Here is a 17,409-nt window from a genome sequence, read left to right on the forward strand (position 1 = left end):
ATGGTAGAAAAACGCATTCAGCCACTTGCCCGCGATGCAATGGCCTATGTTCTCGCCGGCGGCCGGGGGAGCCGTCTGAAGGAACTCACCGACCGACGCGCCAAGCCCGCGGTCTATTTCGGCGGCAAGTCGCGCATCATCGATTTCGCGCTGTCCAACGCGCTGAACTCCGGTATCCGCCGCATCGGCGTCGCTACCCAATACAAGGCGCACTCGCTGATCCGCCACATGCAGCGCGGCTGGAACTTCTTCCGCCCCGAGCGCAACGAGAGCTTTGACATCCTGCCGGCCTCCCAGCGCGTCTCCGAGACGCAGTGGTACGAAGGCACGGCCGACGCGGTCTACCAGAACATCGACATCATCCAGGACTACGGCGTCGAATACATGGTCATCCTCGCCGGCGACCACGTCTACAAGATGGACTACGAATACATGCTGCAGCAGCATGTCGACAGTGGCGCCGACGTCACCATCGGCTGCCTCGAAGTGCCGCGCATGGAAGCCGTGGGCTTCGGCGTCGTGCATGTCGATGAGACCGACCGCATCATCGATTTCGTTGAAAAGCCCGCCGATCCGCCGGCCATCCCAGGCAAGCCGGACAGCGCCTTCGCATCGATGGGCATCTACGTCTTCCGCACCAAGTTCCTGATCGAGGAACTGCGCCGCGACGCCGCCGATCCGAATTCCAGCCGCGACTTCGGCAAGGACATCATTCCCTATATCGTCAAGAACGGTAAGGCCGTCGCCCACCGCTTCGCCAATTCCTGCGTGCGCTCCGATTTCGAGCGCGAGCCCTACTGGCGCGACGTCGGAACCATCGATGCCTACTGGCAGGCCAATATCGACCTGACGGCGATCGTTCCCGAACTCGACATCTACGACAAGTCCTGGCCGATCTGGACCTATGCCGAGATCTCGCCGCCGGCGAAGTTCGTCCACGACGACGAGAACCGCCGCGGCTCGGCGACCTCCTCGGTCATTGCCGGCGATTGCATCATCTCCGGTGCCACGCTGAACAACAGCCTGCTCTTTACCGGTGTGCGCGCCAACTCCTACTCGAAGCTCGAGGGCGCCGTCGTGCTCCCGAGCGTCAAGATCGGCCGCCACGCACAGCTGACGAATGTCGTGATCGACCACGGCGTCGTCATTCCGGAAGGTCTTGTTGTCGGCGACGACCCGGTTCTCGACGCCAAGCGTTTCCGCCGTTCCGAAGGCGGGATCTGCCTCATCACGCAGCCGATGATCGACAAGCTGGATATGTAAACGATGAAAGTTCTTTCGGTTTCGTCCGAAGTCTTCCCATTGATAAAGACAGGGGGCCTGGCCGATGTGGCCGGCGCCCTGCCGATCGCGCTGAAGCGCTTCGGCATCGAAACCAAGACGCTGATGCCCGGCTATCCCGCGGTGATGAAAGTCATTCGCGACCCCGTCGTGCGCATGCGCTTCGACGATCTCTTGGGCGAACAGGCAACGGTTCTGGAGGTCAATCACGAGGGGCTCAATATCCTCGTCCTCGACGCGCCAGCCTATTACGACCGCTCCGGCGGCCCCTATCTCGACGCGACAGGCAAGGACTACCACGACAACTGGCGCCGCTTTGCCGCGCTCTCGCTTGCCGGCGCCGAGATCGCCGCCGGCCTGATGCCCGGCTGGAAGCCAGACGTCGTCCATGCACATGACTGGCAGGCGGCGATGACGCCGGTCTACATGCGCTTCTACCCGACGCCCGAACTCCCCAGCATCCTCACCATCCACAACATCGCCTTCCAGGGCCAGTTCAGCGCCGAGATCTTCTCCGGCCTGCGCCTTCCCCCGCAGGCCTTCTCGGTGGAAGCGCTGGAATATTACGGCAATATCGGCTTCCTTAAGGGTGGCCTGAAGACCGCGCACGCGATCACCACCGTCAGCCCCTCCTATGCCGGCGAGATCCTGACCTCCGAATTCGGCATGGGCCTTGAGGGTGTCATCGCCAGCCGCATCGAGGCGTTGCACGGCATCGTCAACGGCATCGACCACGAGGTCTGGGACCCCGCCACCGACGCCGTTCTGCAGACCCATTACACCGGCGCGACGCTGAAGAACCGCGCCGCCAACCGCGCCGCCGTCCAGGAATTCTTCGGCCTGCACGACGACAATGCGCCGATCTTCTGCATCATCAGCCGGCTCACCTGGCAAAAGGGCATGGACCTGATCGCCAGTTGCGCCGATGAGATCGTCGCAATGGGCGGCAAGCTTGCCATTCTGGGCTCCGGCGATCCGGCGCTCGAGGGCTCGCTGCTCGCCGCCTCCGCCCGCCATCCGGGCCGCATCGGCGTGTCGATCGGCTATAACGAGCCGATGTCGCACCTGATGCAGGCCGGCTCCGACGCCATCATCATCCCCTCGCGCTTCGAGCCTTGCGGCCTGACGCAGCTCTATGGCCTGCGCTATGGCTGCGTGCCGATCGTCGCCCACACGGGCGGCCTTGCCGATACCGTCATCGATGCCAATCACGCCGCACTTGCAGCCAAAGTGGCAACCGGGATACAATTCTCTCCGGTGACCGCTTCCGGTCTGTTGCAGGCAATCCGCCGTGCGCTACATCTCTATACCGATCAAAAGGTCTGGACCCAATTGCAAAAGCAGGGCATGAAATCGGATGTTTCGTGGGAGAAAAGCGCCGAGCGCTATGCTGCCCTCTATTCAAGCCTCGCCCCGAAAGGCAAGTGACAGAAAATGAACAAGTCCGTATCCACCACCCCCTATCAGGATCAGAAGCCCGGCACGTCGGGACTGCGTAAAAAGGTCCCGGTATTCCAGCAGCCGAACTACGCGGAAAACTTCATCCAGTCGATTTTCGATTCGCTGGAAGGATTTCAGGGCAAGACCCTCGTCATCGGCGGCGACGGACGCTACTACAACAAGGAAGTCATTCAGAAGGCGATCAAGATGGCCGCCGCCAATGGCTTCGGCAAGGTCATCGTCGGCAAGGGCGGCATCCTCTCGACGCCGGCTGCCTCGCACGTGATCCGCAAGTACAAGGCCTTCGGCGGCATCATTCTCTCCGCCAGCCATAACCCAGGCGGCCCGACCGAAGACTTCGGCATCAAGTACAACATCAGCAATGGCGGCCCGGCGCCGGAGAAGATCACCGACGCGATCTATGCGCGCACCAAGGTGATCGACACCTACAAGATCGCCGATTTCCCCGACGTCAATCTCGACCGTATCGGCAAGGACGAGCTTCCCGGCGGCATGCTGCTTTCGGTTCTGGATTCGGTCGAGGACTACACGGCGCTGATGGAAGAGCTGTTCGACTTCGGCGCCATCCGCAACCTGATCAGCCTCGGCTTCCGCATCGCGTTTGATGCGATGAGCGCCGTCACCGGCCCATACGCCAAGGAAATCTTCGAAAACCGCCTCGGCGCCCCGTCCGGCTCGGTCCGCAACTTCATGCCGCTGCCCGATTTCGGCGGCCACCATCCGGACCCGAACCCCGTTCACTGCAAGGAACTCTACGACGAGATGATGGGCGACGACGCCCCTGATTTCGGCGCGGCATCCGACGGCGACGGCGACCGCAACCTCATCATCGGCCGCGGCATCTTCGTCACCCCATCCGACAGCCTGGCGATCATCGCCGCCAACGCCAATCTCGCCCCCGGCTATTCCGGCGGCCTCACCGGCATCGCCCGCTCCATGCCGACCTCGGGTGCGGCCGACCGCGTCGCCGAAAAGCGCGGCATCGGCATGTACGAAACGCCGACCGGCTGGAAGTTCTTCGGCAACCTGCTCGACGCCAACATGGCGACGATCTGTGGCGAGGAGAGCGCCGGCACCGGCTCCAATCACGTACGCGAAAAGGACGGCCTCTGGGCGGTCCTGATGTGGCTGAACATCCTGGCCGTGCGCGGCGAAAGCGTTCAGGACATCGTCACCCAGCACTGGCAGACCTACGGCCGCAACTACTATTCGCGCCACGATTATGAAGGCGTCGACACCGAAGCCGCCAACGGCTTGGTGGACAATCTGCGCGCCCAGCTCTCCAGCCTTCCCGGCAGGACCTTCGGCCCGCTCAAGGTCGAAAAGGCCGACGATTTCGCCTATCACGATCCAGTCGACAAGTCGGTGAGCGAACACCAGGGCATCCGCATCATGTTCGAGGGCGGCTCCCGCGTGGTCTTCCGCCTGTCGGGCACCGGCACCTCGGGCGCCACGCTGCGCGTCTACATCGAGCGCTACGAGCCCGATTCCAGCCGCCACAACATCGAGACCCAGGAAGCCCTGGCCGACCTCATCGCCGCCGCCGAAACCATCGCCGACATCAAGTCCCGCACCGGCCGCGACGCCCCTTCGGTGATTACCTGAGATAGCCTCTCTAATGCCCGATCGGGAGCAGCGGATGCCTCTACCCCCCTCTGCCCTGCCGGGCATCTCCCCCACAAGGGGGGAGATCGGCTGGGAGCACCGATCGGTATCCTTCCTCGAACGTAGCGTTTCCGCCAAGGCAACCTTTCAAGCTGAGCGAGCGCTAGCCGCTTGCGATCTCCCCCCTCGTGGGGGAGATGCCCGGCAGGGCAGAGGGGGTAACACCGCATGCCGACGTCTCTATTTGCCCAAAACCCCGGCGTAACCCTAGCTAACTTCCACCTCCCGCCTCCTGCCGTGCAGCCCCCTCATCCGCCCTACGGGCACCTTCTCCCCGTTGGGGAGAAGGGAAGATGGAGCGAGCGGCCCACCACACATCTCTTCTCCCCAACGGGGAGAAGGTGGCGGCAGCCGGATGAGGGGGCCACACGGCACCACATCAACCCCATCAAACATCCCCCCGGAACAAGGACCTAGCACCCCATGCCCTTCGCTTCCGGCGTAACCCTCACCGCCACAGGCGCAACCTTCGCCGTCCGCTCAGGCGAGGCCACGAAACTCCACCTCTGCCTCTTCGACCAGACTGGCCGCGAAACCGATCGACTGCCGATGGCGCGAGGCGAAGACGACCTCCACCACCTCTTCGTAGAGGGTATCGCCCCCGGCGCCCGCTACGGCTACCGCGCCGAAGGCACCTACGCCCCCGACGACGGGCTCTGGTTCGACCCCGCCAAACTCCTGGTCGACCCCTACGCGACCGAACTCGACCGCCCCTTCCGCTACGACCCGCTGCTCTCGAAATTCGGCGCCGACACGCAACACCTCGTCCCCCGCGCGATCGTCACCCGCGACGTCGCCGTCAAGCCGGCGGCCCCCGTCTTCCGCCCCGGCGGCTTCATCTACGAAGTCGCGGTCCGCCCCTTCACCATGCTGCACCCGGATGTGCCGAAAGCGGAGCGCGGCACCATCGCGGCCCTCGCCCACCCCTCGATCATCGCCCACCTCAAGCGCATCGGCGTCGACGCCATCGAGCTGATGCCGATTACCGCCTGGATCGACGAGCGCCACCTTCCCCCGCTTGGCCTCACCAACGGCTGGGGCTACAACCCCGTCGCCTTCATGGCGCTCGACCCGCGCCTTGCCCCCGGCGGCATCGCCGAGCTGCGCGACACCGTCGCCAAGCTCCACGAGGAGGGCATCGGCGTCATCCTCGACCTCGTCTTCAACCACACCGGCGAGAGCGACCGCTTCGGCCCGACGCTCTCCATGCGCGGCCTCGACAACCGATCGCTGCTGCGCCACGTCCCCGGCCAACCCGGCACGCTGGTCAACGACACCGGCACCGGCAACACGGTCGCCTGCGATCACCCCTATATCAGGCAGCTGATCGTCGACACGCTCCGCCATTTCGTGGCTAACGCCGGCATCGATGGCTTCCGCTTCGACCTCGCGCCCATCATCGGCCGCACCGCGTCAGGCTTCGAGGCACACGGCGAAACGCTGAAGGCGATGCTGGACGACGAGGTCCTCGCCGACCGCATCATGATCGCCGAACCCTGGGACATCGGCCCCGGCGGCTACCAGCTCGGCAACTTCCCCGCCCCCTTCCTCGAATGGAACGACCGCGCCCGCGACGACCTCAGATGCTACTGGCGCGGCGACCACTACAAGACCGGCGCTCTGGCCTCCGCTCTCGCAGGCTCCTCCGACATCTTCGCCCGAGACGGTGCCACCGCCACCCGCAGCGTCAATTTCCTCGCCGCCCATGACGGCTTCACGCTCAACGACCTCGTCTCCTACGCCGGCAAGCACAATGAGGCCAACGGCGAGGACAACCGCGACGGCCACAACGAGAACCACTCCTGGAACAATGGCGTTGAGGGCGAGACCGACGACCCCGCAATCATCGCGCGGCGCCGCGCCGACCTGAAGGCGCTCATCTCCACGCTGTTCGCGACGCGCGGCACCGTGATGCTGACGGCGGGCGACGAAGGCGGACGCACCCAGCGCGGCAACAACAACGCCTATTGCCAGGACAACGCCATCACCTGGGTCGACTGGGCCTCGCTCGACGAAGAGCTGATCGCCCACACCGCCTTCGTCTCAAAGCTACGCAAGCGCTTCAGCGTCTTCTCGCAATTCGCTTTCTTCAAGGGCGACGGCGACGTGAGTTGGATCGCGCCCTCAGGCCAGCCGATGAGCGTATCGGATTGGGAGACACCTGATTTCGCCACCCTCGGCATGATCCTGCAAAGCGAGGACGCAATCACCGGCAAACAGGTCAGGCTGGCGGTGCTCTTCAACCGCGCCCAATCAGAACAGACGTTTTCGCTGCCCGCCGATGCGACATGGCGCCGGGCTGAAGAAGAGGAAGGCTCCGAGCCGCAGAACCAGGCGCGCGTGCCGGCCCGATCCGTTTCTTTTCTTGTAGGAAATTGACGCGCCCGTAAGTTGTACTAATATCCTTGTCGTAATTGTCACGAAGCCATTGTAAGTCTTTTCGAAGCAGCTTTTTTCAAGAGGAATTGATGGTCAAGGAAATCTCGCTCGCGGATGTCCGCGGGCTGGTCGGCACGGAAGCCGGCCTTTCTGATTGGATCGTCGTCGATCAGACGATGATCAATGCCTTCGCCGACGCCACCCACGACCACCAGTTCATCCATGTCGATCCGGCCCGCGCCGCCGACAGCCCCTTTGGCGGCACGATCGCCCATGGTTTCCTGACGCTCTCGCTGCTCTCTGCGATGAACTATAACTGCCTGCCCAAGGTGCGCGAGCAGACCATGGGCATCAATTACGGCTTCGATGCCGTCCGCTTCGTCGCCCCGGTCAAATCCGGCGCCCGCATCCGCGGCCGCTTCGTTCTCGCCGAAGCCCGCTTCCGCGGCGCCGGCATGCTGATGACCACCTATGACGTATCGATCGAGATCGAAAACGAACGCAAGCCGGCACTGACGGCCCGCTGGACGACCATCATCCAGTTCGACCCGAAGGATCGGCCGGAGGACGTTTAATGTCGCCTTCCGAACTGGAGAAGACCAAGCTGGTGGCGAACGCGCTGGATCGCGCTTCGACCGCAAGTTTCACCGTGGGCATAGCCACACCGCTCGCGGGACTTCTCTACAATGTCGGCAATTTCGGAGCCTCTGTGTCCATCCCGCGTATGGCGCTCGGTCTATGCGGTTGGCTTGTCGCCGCAATTGCACTACATATTATGGCGAGGCATGTTCTAGATGGGATCGATCGATGAGCGATTGGACATTTGCTTTTGTCGTCACACCGGCAGTCGTGATCGTACTCGGCTACATCGCCATGCGCCTGCACATGTGGGACATCAAGCGTCACCACAACGAGCCGGGCGAGTAAGTTAGCTAGGGCAAAGCCCGCCGAGCCTTGAGCCAGCTACTTCGCAGGTTGGCTTTTGTTCGCCGCGACATTACATTCTCTGGCGAGAAGAACGCTGAAGGGGCTCAGACCATGAATACTGGTGCCTTATTGTTCGTATCATTCGGCCTCCCGGCCATTATCGCTATCCTCGCCTATGTCGCCCTCCTGCTGCACGAGCGCGAATGGCGCAAGCAACGCAATCAGCTGGGCGAGTAAACGGCCTGCGCCAACCCCACGCGCGACGTCATGCTCGGTCTTGTGCCGAGCATCTGCCTTGGCTCAATCAGCACTGGACGTGAATTGCCGTTATATGACGGCGGACTGACGCCGCAGCCCTCACAGCCTTGAGCCATGACCGTTGAACCCTAGGAGACGTGCTTAGATCCTCGGGACAAGCCCGAGGAAGACGTCGCGCAAGGGGGAAACGCGCCGGCGACGTTATACGAATGCCCGCATCCGACAATCGAAAGCACATCGACCAAAAGCAAATCGGGGACAGCGCACCTGCACCGTCCCCGATCGCATTATCACAACAAGGCGAAGCTCAGTGCCCCGCATCCTCGGCGCCCTCGGCGAGCAGACCGAAGACGAAGTCCGCGAAGGAGCGCCAGCATTCCACCCGGAACGTATCCTCCTCGGTGCGGAAGAGCACGATCTCGGCCTTGCCGAACAGCGTGCGCGAGCAGGCGCCGACGGGGAAGGCTTCGAGCGAGAGGTCCTGCGGGCAGCCCGTGGAGATCGTCGTTTCGGCGCCGGGGCCGGAGACGATGATCGCGACGTTGCGGTGCGAGACGTCGGTCGCCGAATGCACGACGCCCACATCCCTCAGCGCGCCCATCATGTCGGCGCCGCTCTCGTCGATGACCAGCCATTCGTCCGGCCCGAGCCAGAGAGCGGCGCGGCCGCCCTTGCGGCCCGAGGTCTTCGGCGCGTCGGGAACGGTCACGCCGAGCGCCGACGAGATAGCCGAAAGCGATTCCGCCGGTGCGCGAAGCGCAACGCGCGTGGCATTCGGCGCGGCCGTCAGCCGTACGCTGGCGGAGCCGCCCTGCTTGCCCGTGAGAACGGATGTGCGAACTGCCGTATCAGCCATTGATGCGGCCTCCTTCCTTGTCAAAGAACACCATATCCGTCACCTCGACCGCGATCGTCTTGTCGGGCATCGGCACATAGAGCGTCTCGCCCATGCGCTTGCGGCCGCCGGCGACCAGCGCGAACGCGATCGACTTGCCGAGGTTTTCCGACCAGTAAGAGGAGGTGACGTGACCCAGCATCGTCATCGGCTTCGGCTCGTTCGGGTTGGCGACGACCTGCGCGCCCTCTTCGAGCACCAGCGTCGGATCCTTGGTGACGAGGCCGACCAGCTGCTTGCGGCCTTCCTTGACCAAATCCGGCCGCTTCAGGCCGCGAATGCCAACGAAGTCGGTCTTCTTCTTCGATACCGCCCAGTTGAGGCCGGCATCGTCAGGGGTCACGGTGCCATCCGTATCCTGGCCGACGATGATGTAGCCCTTCTCGGCGCGAAGAACGTGCATCGTCTCGGTGCCGTAGACGCAGGCGCCGAGCGGTTCGGCATTGGCCCAGACCGCTTCGAGAACCGACTGGCCGTAATCGGCCGGCACGTTGATTTCAAAGCCGGTCTCGCCGGTGAACGACACGCGGAAGAGACGTGCCGGAACGCCCATGACCGTGCACTCGGCAACGCTCATATGCGGGAAGGCGTCGTTGGAAATATCGACGCCTTCTACCAGCGGCGCGATGATCTCGCGCGCCTTCGGACCCTGCACGGCGATAACCGCCCACTGCTCGGTCACAGACGTCAGCCACACCTTCAGATGCGGGAATTCGGTCTGCAGATAGTCTTCCATGTGGTTCAACACGCGCGGCGCGCCGCCCGTCGTCGTCGTCACGTGGAAGCGATCGTCGGCCAAGCGCCCGACGACGCCGTCGTCATAAACGAAGCCGTCGTCGCGGGTCATGATGCCGTAGCGGCACTTGCCAGGCTTCAGCGTGTCCCAGGCGTTGGTGTACATCAGGTTCATGAACTCGGCGGCATCGGGCCCGACGACCTCGATCTTGCCGAGCGTCGAGGCATCGAACACGCCGGCAACATCACGCGCCGTCTTGCATTCGCGCGCCACTGCCTGGTGCATCGTCTCGCCGGCGCGCGGGTAGAACCACGCGCGCTTCCAGTTGCCGACATCCTCGAACACCGCCCCCTGGGCCTCTTCCCACTGGTGCAGCGGCGTCTTGCGCGTCGGGTCGAACAGCTCGCCTCGCGAATGCGCGATCAGCGTGCCATAGGTCACCGGCGTATAGGGCGCACGGAAGGTGGTGAGACCGACCTGCGGGATCTCCTTGCCCAGCATCTCGGCGGCGATCGCCAGACCGTGCATGTTGGAGAGCTTGCCTTGGTCGGAGGCCATGCCGTTGGTCGTGAAGCGCTTGATGTGCTCGATCGAGTGCATTCCCTCGCGCACGGCAAGGCGGATATCCTTGGCGCAGACGTCGTGCTGGAAATCGATGAAGGCCTTGGCGCTGGTCTCCGGACCCGCCCCTTCGGCCGCACCGATCATCCCGCCGGTCCACTGATGCGCCTGCTCGGCCGAGATGCTGATCTTGCCAGCGGACGCCTTGCCGGCAGCCTGCGCCATCAGCTCGCCGGCAGCAAGCGATTCCTCGATCGTCCGCTGCAGGTCGTCGGTGCCGTTGCAGGCGCCGACGGAGAGGCAATCCTGGGCATAGGTGCCGGGCAGGAAGCGCTGGGTTTCCGGCTCGAACTTCACCTTGCCGCGCGACTGCGAGAACAGGTGCACCGAAGGCGTCCAGCCGGCCGAAACGAGCAGCGCATCGACCGCGATCTTGCGCGGCGAGCCGCCGCCGTTGCGGGCAACCGTCATCGACGCGATGCGCAGCTTGCCGGATGTGTTGATAACCGACTGGCCGGCGAGAACATCGATGCCGAGCGAACGGGCCTCGGCCAACACGGCCGCACCCGGCGTCTGCCTGGTATCGACGATCGCCGCGATCTCGACGCCTGCGCGCTTCAGATCGAAGGCTGCCTCATAGGCCGAGTCGTGCGCTGTATAGACACCGACCTTCTGGCCGACGGCAACGCCGTACTGGTTGAGATACATGCGCGCGGCGGATGCCAGCATGATGCCCGGACGGTCGTTGTTCGGGAACACCATGTGGCGCTCGATGGCGCCATTGGCGAGGATGACGCGTTTGGCGCGCAGCTGCCACAGACGCTCGCGCGGCAGATGGCGGCTCGGGTTGGCGACATGGTCGGTCACGCGCTCGGCGAGGCCGACGAAATTGTGGTTATAATAACCGAAAGCCGTGGTGCGGGTCAGAACCTGCACATTGTCCATCGCCTTCAGAGCCGCAACCGTCTTCTGCGCCCACTCGTAGCCGGAAAGGCCGTCGATCGTCACGCCGCTATCGTAGCGCAGCGCGCCGCCGACATCGGCCTGCTCGTCGCAGAGGATGACCTTGGCGCCGGTCTGCGCCGCGGCAAGAGCCGCCGAAAGACCAGCCACGCCGGCACCGACGACGAGCACGTCGCAATGCGCGTAACGGCCGGCATAGTGATCGGGATCGGCTTCCTTCGGCGCAACGCCGAGGCCGGCCGCGCGGCGAATGATCGGCTCATAGAGGCTCTTCCAGGCGGCCTTCGGCCACATGAAGGTCTTGTAGTAGAAACCGGCCGCGAAGAAGGGCGAGAGCAGGTTGTTGATGCCGCCGATATCGAAGGAAAGCGACGGGAAGCGGTTCTGCGATTCGACGATCATGCCGTCGAACACTTCCTGCACCGTGGCGCGCACGTTCGGCTGCTTGCGGGCTGCATCGCGCGACACGTCGATCAGCGCGTTCGGCTCCTCGGCACCTGCCGACAAAATGCCGCGCGGGCGGTGATACTTGAACGAGCGGCCGACCAGATGGATGTTGTTGGCAATCAGCGCCGAGGCGACGGTGTCACCCTCGAGCGCGGTATAGGTCTTGCCGTCGAAGGTGAAGCGCGCGGTCTTGGCGGGCGTCAGGCGGCCCTTGCCTGAAATGCGGTTCGCAGCGCTCATTTCGCTTCTCCTTCGAGCTGCTCATAGGTCTCGACGGGAGCATGGGGCGTTACGGCCGCACCGATATCGGGCTTCGGCTCGCCGGCCTTGTACGTCATGATGAACTTGTCGCTGATCGTGTCGCGCGCCGCGTTGAAGAAGCGGCCGCATCCGTGCTGGTGGCGCCAGCGCTCGAAGATCAGCCCCTTCGGGTTGTCGCGAAGGAAGAAGAACTCCTCGAACTGTTCGTCGGAGATTTCTGCGATGTTGGTCGGGCGGGCGATATGCGCATCGCCGGCGCCGCGGAATTCGAGCTCGGAGCGCTCTTCCTGACAGTATGGGCAATAGATAAGAAGCATGATGTCCTCGTGTCAGTGCGCGACGGCTGCTGCGGCGGCTTCGTCGATCAGACGGCCGGTGCGGAAGCGGTCCAGCGTCAGGCCGGCATTGAACTTGTGCGCCTCGTCGCGGGCAATGAGGTGCGCGAAGAGATTGGCCGAGCCCGGCGTCGCCTTGAAGCCGCCGGTGCCCCAGCCGCAGTTGACGTAGAGCCCCGGAACCGGCGTCTTCGACTGGATGGCCGAGCGATCCGGCGTGTTGTCGACGATACCGCCCCACTGGCGCATCATCTTGACGCGGCGGAACATCGGGAAGAGTTCGCAGATGGCATCGAGCGTATGCGTGATGATCTGCAGGCCGCCGGTCTGGCTGTAGGAATTGTACTGGTCGGTGCCGGCGCCGATGACGAGCTCGCCCTTGTCGGACTGCGAGATATAGGCATGCACCGTGTTGGACATGACCACGCAGGGGAAGATCGGCTTCAAGGGTTCCGATACCAGCGCCTGCAGCGGGCTCGATTGCAGCGGCACGCGCACATCGGCCATCTTCATGACCGTGGTCGTGTGGCCGGCAGCCGAAACGCCGACCTTCTTGGCGCCGATGAAGCCGCGCGATGTCTCGACACCGGTGACGCGACCGTCGGGGCCGCGGCGAATGCCGGTCACTTCGCAGTTCTGGATGATGTGGACGCCGCGATCGGACGCCGCACGCGCATAGCCCCAGGCAACCGCATCGTGACGCGCCGTGCCGCCGCGACGCTGCAGGGCCGCACCGTTGATCGGATAGCGAGCGCTGGCGGAGATATCGAGCGGCGGACAATAAGCCTTGGCCTGTTCCGGCGTCAGCCATTCATTGTCGATGCCGTAGAGGCGATTGGCATGGATATGGCGCTTGAAGGACTGCTGGTCGTGCACATTGTGCGACAGCATCATCACGCCGCGCGGAGAATACATGACATTGTAGTTGAGATCCTGCGAGAGGTTCTCCCAGAGCTTCATCGAATGCTCGTAGATGTGCATGCTCTCTTCATAGAGATAGTTCGAGCGGATGATGGTCGTGTTGCGGCCGGTATTGCCGCCGCCGAGCCAGCCCTTTTCGAGCACCGCGACATTGGTGATGCCGTGCTCCTTGGCCAGATAATAGGCCGCGCCCAGGCCATGTCCGCCGCCACCGATGATGATGACGTCGTATTCGGCGCGCGGCTCCGGCGACGTCCATTGCTTGTCCCAGCCCTTGTGGCCCCTCAGAGCCTCACGTGCCACGGCAAAAACCGAATATCTGCGCATCCGCCTTGATCTCCTTGCGGGGAAAATCCCCTGTCGTCGGCCATACAAATCGCAAATCCAAATGCGGCACAACGTTTCTTTTGCGACGCCGGGAGGCTTTTGTTTTGACACGGCGCAAGATTGCGCCGGATGCGGCGGAAGAGAGGCTGCGACATTTTCACCGACCGCGCGAAATGGCCTACACGAAATCGCCGGATGAAATCCCAATGTCGTGATCGCGTCCCGCCCGACCTTGATCGGCTTTGAAAGCGCGTGCTAGTCGCCCGGCATGGCAAAGCTACTCCCCCAGATAGGCCCCGCCCTATTCAAGCCGGGCTCCGCCCTTATCAACACAGCCCTCGCCCTTTTTACGATTTGCGTCGTTTCGACCAACGTGCTGGCGCTCGACAGCAGAACGATCTCCCAGATCAAGAAGCTCACCCCGGTCGATCAACTCGACCAGCGTTGCGACATCGAGGCGATGGATCGTCTTCAGGCCGACAAGGTCATCTCCTACACCTTCTCGCATCCCAAGCGCACGGCGGTGCATGTCGATGCAGACGGCGCGGTGTTCCGGCGCAACGGCAACTGGTACCGCCTCTCCTACGCCTGCACGACAAGCCCCGACCACCTCTCGATCGTCGCCTTCACCTTCAAGCGCGGTGCAATCATCGCCCACAAGGACTGGACGCGGTATTATCTCTATCCGTAAGCGGCTGACATCGCTTGCGGTTGCAATCGCCGCCCCCTTGCCTAGCTTTCCCTGTAGATCACGCCCCACAACCGTGCGGCATGACGGGAAAGGGAGGCAAGGCATGTGCCGGAATATCAAACCCTTGTTCAATTTCGACCCGCCGGCAACGGACGCGGAAATCCATGATGCGGCGCTCCAGTTCGTGCGCAAGCTGAGCGGCACCAACAAGCCGTCGAAGCGCAACGAGGAAGCCTTCGAGGCCGCCGTCTCGTCGATCGCGGCCTGCGCCCGCGAGCTGCTGGACAACCTCGAAACCTCTCAACCGCCCCGCGACCGCGAGGAAGTGGCCGCCAAGGCGCGCGCGAAATCAGCACTCCGGTTTGCGTGAGGGAGGCAGGGCGCATGGCAGTCAATCGCATGGACAATGTCGGCATCGTCGTCGACGACCTCGACGAGACGATCGATTTCTTCCGCGAACTCGGCCTTGAACTCGAGGGCCGCACCATGGTCGAGGGCGAGTGGGCCGGGCGCATCACCGGGCTCGGCGACCAGCAAGTCGAGATCGCCATGATGCGCACGCCGGATGGCCACAGCCGCCTCGAACTCTCCCGCTTCATCTCGCCTGAGATCATCGCCGATCACCGCGACGCCCCGGTCAACGCTCTCGGCTATCTTCGCGTCATGTTCGCCGTTGAAGACATCGACGACACGCTCGAACGCCTCGGCAAACGCGGCGCCCGGCTCGAAGGCGAGCTGGTGCAATATAAGGATGCCTATCGGCTCTGCTACATCAGGGGTCCGGGCGGGCTATTGATCGGCCTTGCCCAGGAACTGGACTAGCCGCTTCCCCAAGCTCAATTCGTCAGCCGGCTCATCGTTTTGGTCGCCGCCTCGCCGATCGAGCTGAACGCCGCCGTCAACGCATCCATCGTGTTCGGCTCGTAATAGTTTGCTTCGGTGGAGGCGCAGAATTTCAAGAGCGCCTTGCCCTTGTCCGGCGCCATGAAGGCCACCGTATAGATCTTGATGCCGGCCGCCTTGGCGTTGGTGCATTCGTTGCGCACGGATTGATCGAGATTGCTGTTCCATGTACTGCTGTCGCCGGTCATGTCGCCATCGGTCATCAACACGATGATGCGGTCCGAACTCGTATTGAGCTTCTTCGCCTGCTCGACGCTTTCCTTGTCCGTGCCATATGAGTTCTGGGCGATATTTGCATTCGCCGTTTTCACAGCCGCCGTCGCGTCCGTGCCGCTATTTCCTACGATTGTGATGTTCTTGACGTGGTTGCGGGCGTCTGTCGTGCCCCAGGCCATCGCCGATTGCCCCTTGATGCTACTCGTGTAGGAAATCGCGCCGCTTCGCACATAGCGAGGGGTCGGATCGTACTTGTCGAGCGAGTCGAACAGCTTGCCCGCGGCACTCTTCAACGCGTCGATCTTGGCGTAATAGCCAGGCGGGGTGATGAGGCAGATGCCAAGCAGGCCGAGCGTGCACTTCAAACCGTTCACATCGTCGGCCATCGATGTCGATGCGTCGATTAGAAGCTCGATCGAGATGCCGTTCTTCGTTGTGCCCGAGCCGCTGGTGGTCTTGCTGCCGGCGGACACGGTCTTCGTATTGCCGGCGATAAGCGCGCTCAGCGGCGACAGAGTCACCGGCATCGACGCATTGACAGCAACCACAAAATTCTTGCCGGCTGCGGTGGTCGTCGTCGTGATCGACACCGTGGCCGCTTGCTTGGCGGCCGCCGCAGCCGTGCTGCCGGCAATGCTGGCCACCTGGCCGGAGAGAAAATCGAGCCCCAGCGTCTTGCCTGACGTCTCGTCGGCGGTTCCCTTCATAAGCGCGGTCGAGACAGCAAGGGCCGACGCATCCGTCGCTTCCTGCAACTGGCGCTGCGACAGGGAGAGGTTGGCGGTATCGACCGCCAATCCCGCGACGCCCACCAGGATAGGCAGCACGAGCGCGGTGGTGATGCCGAAGTTTCCATCCCGGCGCCTCAGGAGGCGCTTTATGTCTTGAACGTACAGCATGCTCGAAAACGAGCACGCGGCGCAAAAGTGCCATCGCACGTTGAATCGAACTTAACCGGAGGTAAGCCTACCGAGAAGTTCGGGTCATTTTAGAACAGAGGAATAAACCACAGCTCGGCGACACAGACCCAAAGGGGGCCGATGCCGATGTGCATAATCAACCGAATGTCGAGAGGAATGACGCGTGCCCGATCGGGCGCTCCGAGATCAGGAGGACGCGGCCTTGGACGTTGCCCGCTTTTTCTTGGCGGGCTCGGCCTCAGGCGGGGCCTCGGCAGCGCGTTGCAGGCGGAGAGCCTTGAGCTTCTCCGTCTTCAATTCGCGAGCCGCGGCCTCGGCTGAAATGATCGCACGGGCCGTCGTGTCGGTCACGACAGCCTTATCGCGAGACGAGAGCTTGGCCTGATTGAAGAATTCATTGTCTGAAGTCATCTGTGCTCTCTACATCTAAGCGTTGGGCTAGCCTTTAGCGGGCCGGACGCACGGCCTTCTTCGGCGCAGGAAGCAAGCCTTCGCGCTGCAGCTTCTTGCGGGTCAGCTTGCGCTGGCGGCGAACGGCTTCGGCCTTTTCGCGCACGCGCTTTTCCGACGGCTTTTCATAGGCGCTGCGCGCCTTGAATTCGCGGAAGAGACCTTCGCGCTGCATCTTCTTCTTCAGGACGCGGAGCGCCTGGTCGACATTGTTATCCCTGACGAGAACCTGCAAATTGTATTCCTTTCTTGCGGCAATGAATTGCCGGTTTGTGACGAGCCGAAAACTGTTCCTGTCCTTGGCTGACTAAGCTAGGCCGGGATGTCTTGGCGGCAATCGTCGCGGTTTCGTGTCTGGCATCGAGGATGCCGGCTAAGTGGTGCCGAAATCGCCGCCGGCAATTTCGACAATCGAGACCCAGGGCCCCGAAACGGTCTGAACTGCTGCGCCGGAGGATCGAAATCCTGAGGCGACCGGCAAAAAGCCGATCCTCGCAGCGATACCAATGATCACTTCCAATGCGAGGCATTTCCCGACAATTGCGTGCCGGGCATGATCGATTTTGAGAGGAGATCTGACGGAGCGATTGGGCTCTTTGACAAAGGTCACAAGCAATAGTCGATGGCGCAATTATAGTGCAAACGGCAGCCGATGCAAGGAACGAACCGGAATTAGCCGCCATGCCCTGCCGTCACGGGGCTTTCGGGCGCCGCATGGGGCACTTGTGGCGCGATGCGAGGGGGAAAATACCTTTTGCGCCAATGCGAGCCTGGATTGCAGGGTTTTTTCGGCTGAAACCCACTGATCCATA

17 protein-coding genes are annotated in these 17,409 nt (G+C 62.9%); 10 read left to right on the forward strand and 7 right to left on the reverse strand.

The features are described 5' to 3' along the window. The 7 genes from glgC (at position 1) to D460_RS37095 (ending at position 7,950) form a co-directional block, all read left to right on the forward strand. The gene (gene glgC / locus D460_RS0117160) at positions 1-1,263 is read left to right on the forward strand and encodes a glucose-1-phosphate adenylyltransferase (protein WP_018899809.1); all 1,263 of its coding nucleotides are present in this window, start codon (positions 1-3) and stop codon (positions 1,261-1,263) included. Positions 1,264-1,266: 3 nt separating this feature from the next. Next, entirely contained in the window at positions 1,267-2,709 is a 1,443-nt protein-coding gene (gene glgA / locus D460_RS0117165; RefSeq protein ID WP_018899810.1) for a glycogen synthase GlgA, read from the forward strand. Between the two features lie 6 nt (positions 2,710-2,715). Beyond that, positions 2,716-4,347, forward strand: a complete 1,632-nt coding sequence (locus D460_RS0117170; RefSeq protein ID WP_018899811.1) for an alpha-D-glucose phosphate-specific phosphoglucomutase — start codon at positions 2,716-2,718, stop codon at positions 4,345-4,347. A gap of 483 nt (positions 4,348-4,830) precedes the next feature. Continuing rightward, positions 4,831-6,786: a glycogen debranching protein GlgX gene (gene glgX / locus D460_RS0117175; protein WP_018899812.1), complete on the forward strand. Its 1,956-nt coding sequence runs from the start codon at positions 4,831-4,833 to the stop codon at positions 6,784-6,786. Positions 6,787-6,875: 89 nt separating this feature from the next. After that, the gene (locus D460_RS0117180; protein ID WP_018899813.1) at positions 6,876-7,361 is read left to right on the forward strand and encodes a MaoC family dehydratase; all 486 of its coding nucleotides are present in this window, start codon (positions 6,876-6,878) and stop codon (positions 7,359-7,361) included. Then, positions 7,361-7,597, forward strand: coding sequence for a hypothetical protein (locus tag D460_RS0117185; protein ID WP_018899814.1), 237 nt, complete (start codon positions 7,361-7,363; stop codon positions 7,595-7,597). Before D460_RS0117180 ends, D460_RS0117185 begins: the two co-directional genes overlap by 1 nt. Before the next feature lie 227 nt (positions 7,598-7,824). Beyond that, positions 7,825-7,950, forward strand: coding sequence for a hypothetical protein (locus D460_RS37095; protein ID WP_280741330.1), 126 nt, complete (start codon positions 7,825-7,827; stop codon positions 7,948-7,950). A gap of 328 nt (positions 7,951-8,278) precedes the next feature. Here D460_RS37095 and D460_RS0117200 read toward each other — a convergent pair whose 3' ends face one another. The 4 genes from D460_RS0117200 to D460_RS0117215 are packed head-to-tail and all read right to left on the reverse strand — an operon-like array spanning position 8,279 to position 13,417. Beyond that, a complete protein-coding gene (locus D460_RS0117200; RefSeq protein WP_018899817.1) occupies positions 8,279-8,827 on the reverse strand; it encodes a sarcosine oxidase subunit gamma in 549 nt (182 codons plus the stop codon). After that, a complete protein-coding gene (locus tag D460_RS0117205) occupies positions 8,820-11,813 on the reverse strand; it encodes a sarcosine oxidase subunit alpha (RefSeq protein ID WP_018899818.1) in 2,994 nt (997 codons plus the stop codon). Before D460_RS0117205 ends, D460_RS0117200 begins: the two co-directional genes overlap by 8 nt. Continuing rightward, positions 11,810-12,151: a sarcosine oxidase subunit delta gene (locus D460_RS0117210; RefSeq protein WP_018899819.1), complete on the reverse strand. Its 342-nt coding sequence runs from the start codon at positions 12,149-12,151 to the stop codon at positions 11,810-11,812. The genes D460_RS0117205 and D460_RS0117210 overlap by 4 nt, the downstream gene beginning before the upstream one ends. 12 nt (positions 12,152-12,163) lie before the next feature. Then, entirely contained in the window at positions 12,164-13,417 is a 1,254-nt protein-coding gene (locus D460_RS0117215; RefSeq protein WP_016557052.1) for a sarcosine oxidase subunit beta family protein, read from the reverse strand. A 268-nt stretch (positions 13,418-13,685) separates the two neighbouring features. On the opposite strand from D460_RS0117215, the gene D460_RS0117220 reads away from it, so the two are divergent. The 3 genes from D460_RS0117220 (at position 13,686) to D460_RS0117230 (ending at position 14,930) form a co-directional block, all read left to right on the forward strand. Next, entirely contained in the window at positions 13,686-14,108 is a 423-nt protein-coding gene (locus D460_RS0117220) for a DUF930 domain-containing protein (protein WP_018899820.1), read from the forward strand. A 103-nt stretch (positions 14,109-14,211) separates the two neighbouring features. Then, positions 14,212-14,478 carry a DUF2277 domain-containing protein gene (locus tag D460_RS0117225; RefSeq protein WP_018899821.1) on the forward strand — a complete coding sequence of 89 codons (267 nt, stop codon included), beginning with the start codon at positions 14,212-14,214 and terminating at the stop codon, positions 14,476-14,478. 14 nt (positions 14,479-14,492) lie between these two features. Next, positions 14,493-14,930 (forward strand): VOC family protein, encoded by a 438-nt coding sequence (locus D460_RS0117230; RefSeq protein ID WP_018899822.1) that lies wholly within the window; start codon positions 14,493-14,495, stop codon positions 14,928-14,930. Positions 14,931-14,944: 14 nt separating this feature from the next. On the opposite strand, the gene D460_RS0117235 is transcribed toward D460_RS0117230, so the two are convergent. The 3 genes from D460_RS0117235 to rpsU all read right to left on the reverse strand — a co-directional run bounded on the left by D460_RS0117235 (position 14,945) and on the right by rpsU (position 16,832). Further along, positions 14,945-16,126: a TadE/TadG family type IV pilus assembly protein gene (locus D460_RS0117235; protein WP_018899823.1), complete on the reverse strand. Its 1,182-nt coding sequence runs from the start codon at positions 16,124-16,126 to the stop codon at positions 14,945-14,947. A gap of 207 nt (positions 16,127-16,333) precedes the next feature. Then, positions 16,334-16,558 carry a hypothetical protein gene (locus D460_RS0117240; protein ID WP_018899824.1) on the reverse strand — a complete coding sequence of 75 codons (225 nt, stop codon included), beginning with the start codon at positions 16,556-16,558 and terminating at the stop codon, positions 16,334-16,336. A gap of 34 nt (positions 16,559-16,592) precedes the next feature. Continuing rightward, positions 16,593-16,832 (reverse strand): 30S ribosomal protein S21, encoded by a 240-nt coding sequence (gene rpsU, locus D460_RS0117245; protein WP_018899825.1) that lies wholly within the window; start codon positions 16,830-16,832, stop codon positions 16,593-16,595. Between the last annotated feature and the right edge of the window lie 577 nt (positions 16,833-17,409).

This window comes from Rhizobium sp. 2MFCol3.1 (genome assembly GCF_000377565.1).
Taxonomy (GTDB): domain Bacteria; phylum Pseudomonadota; class Alphaproteobacteria; order Rhizobiales; family Rhizobiaceae; genus Rhizobium.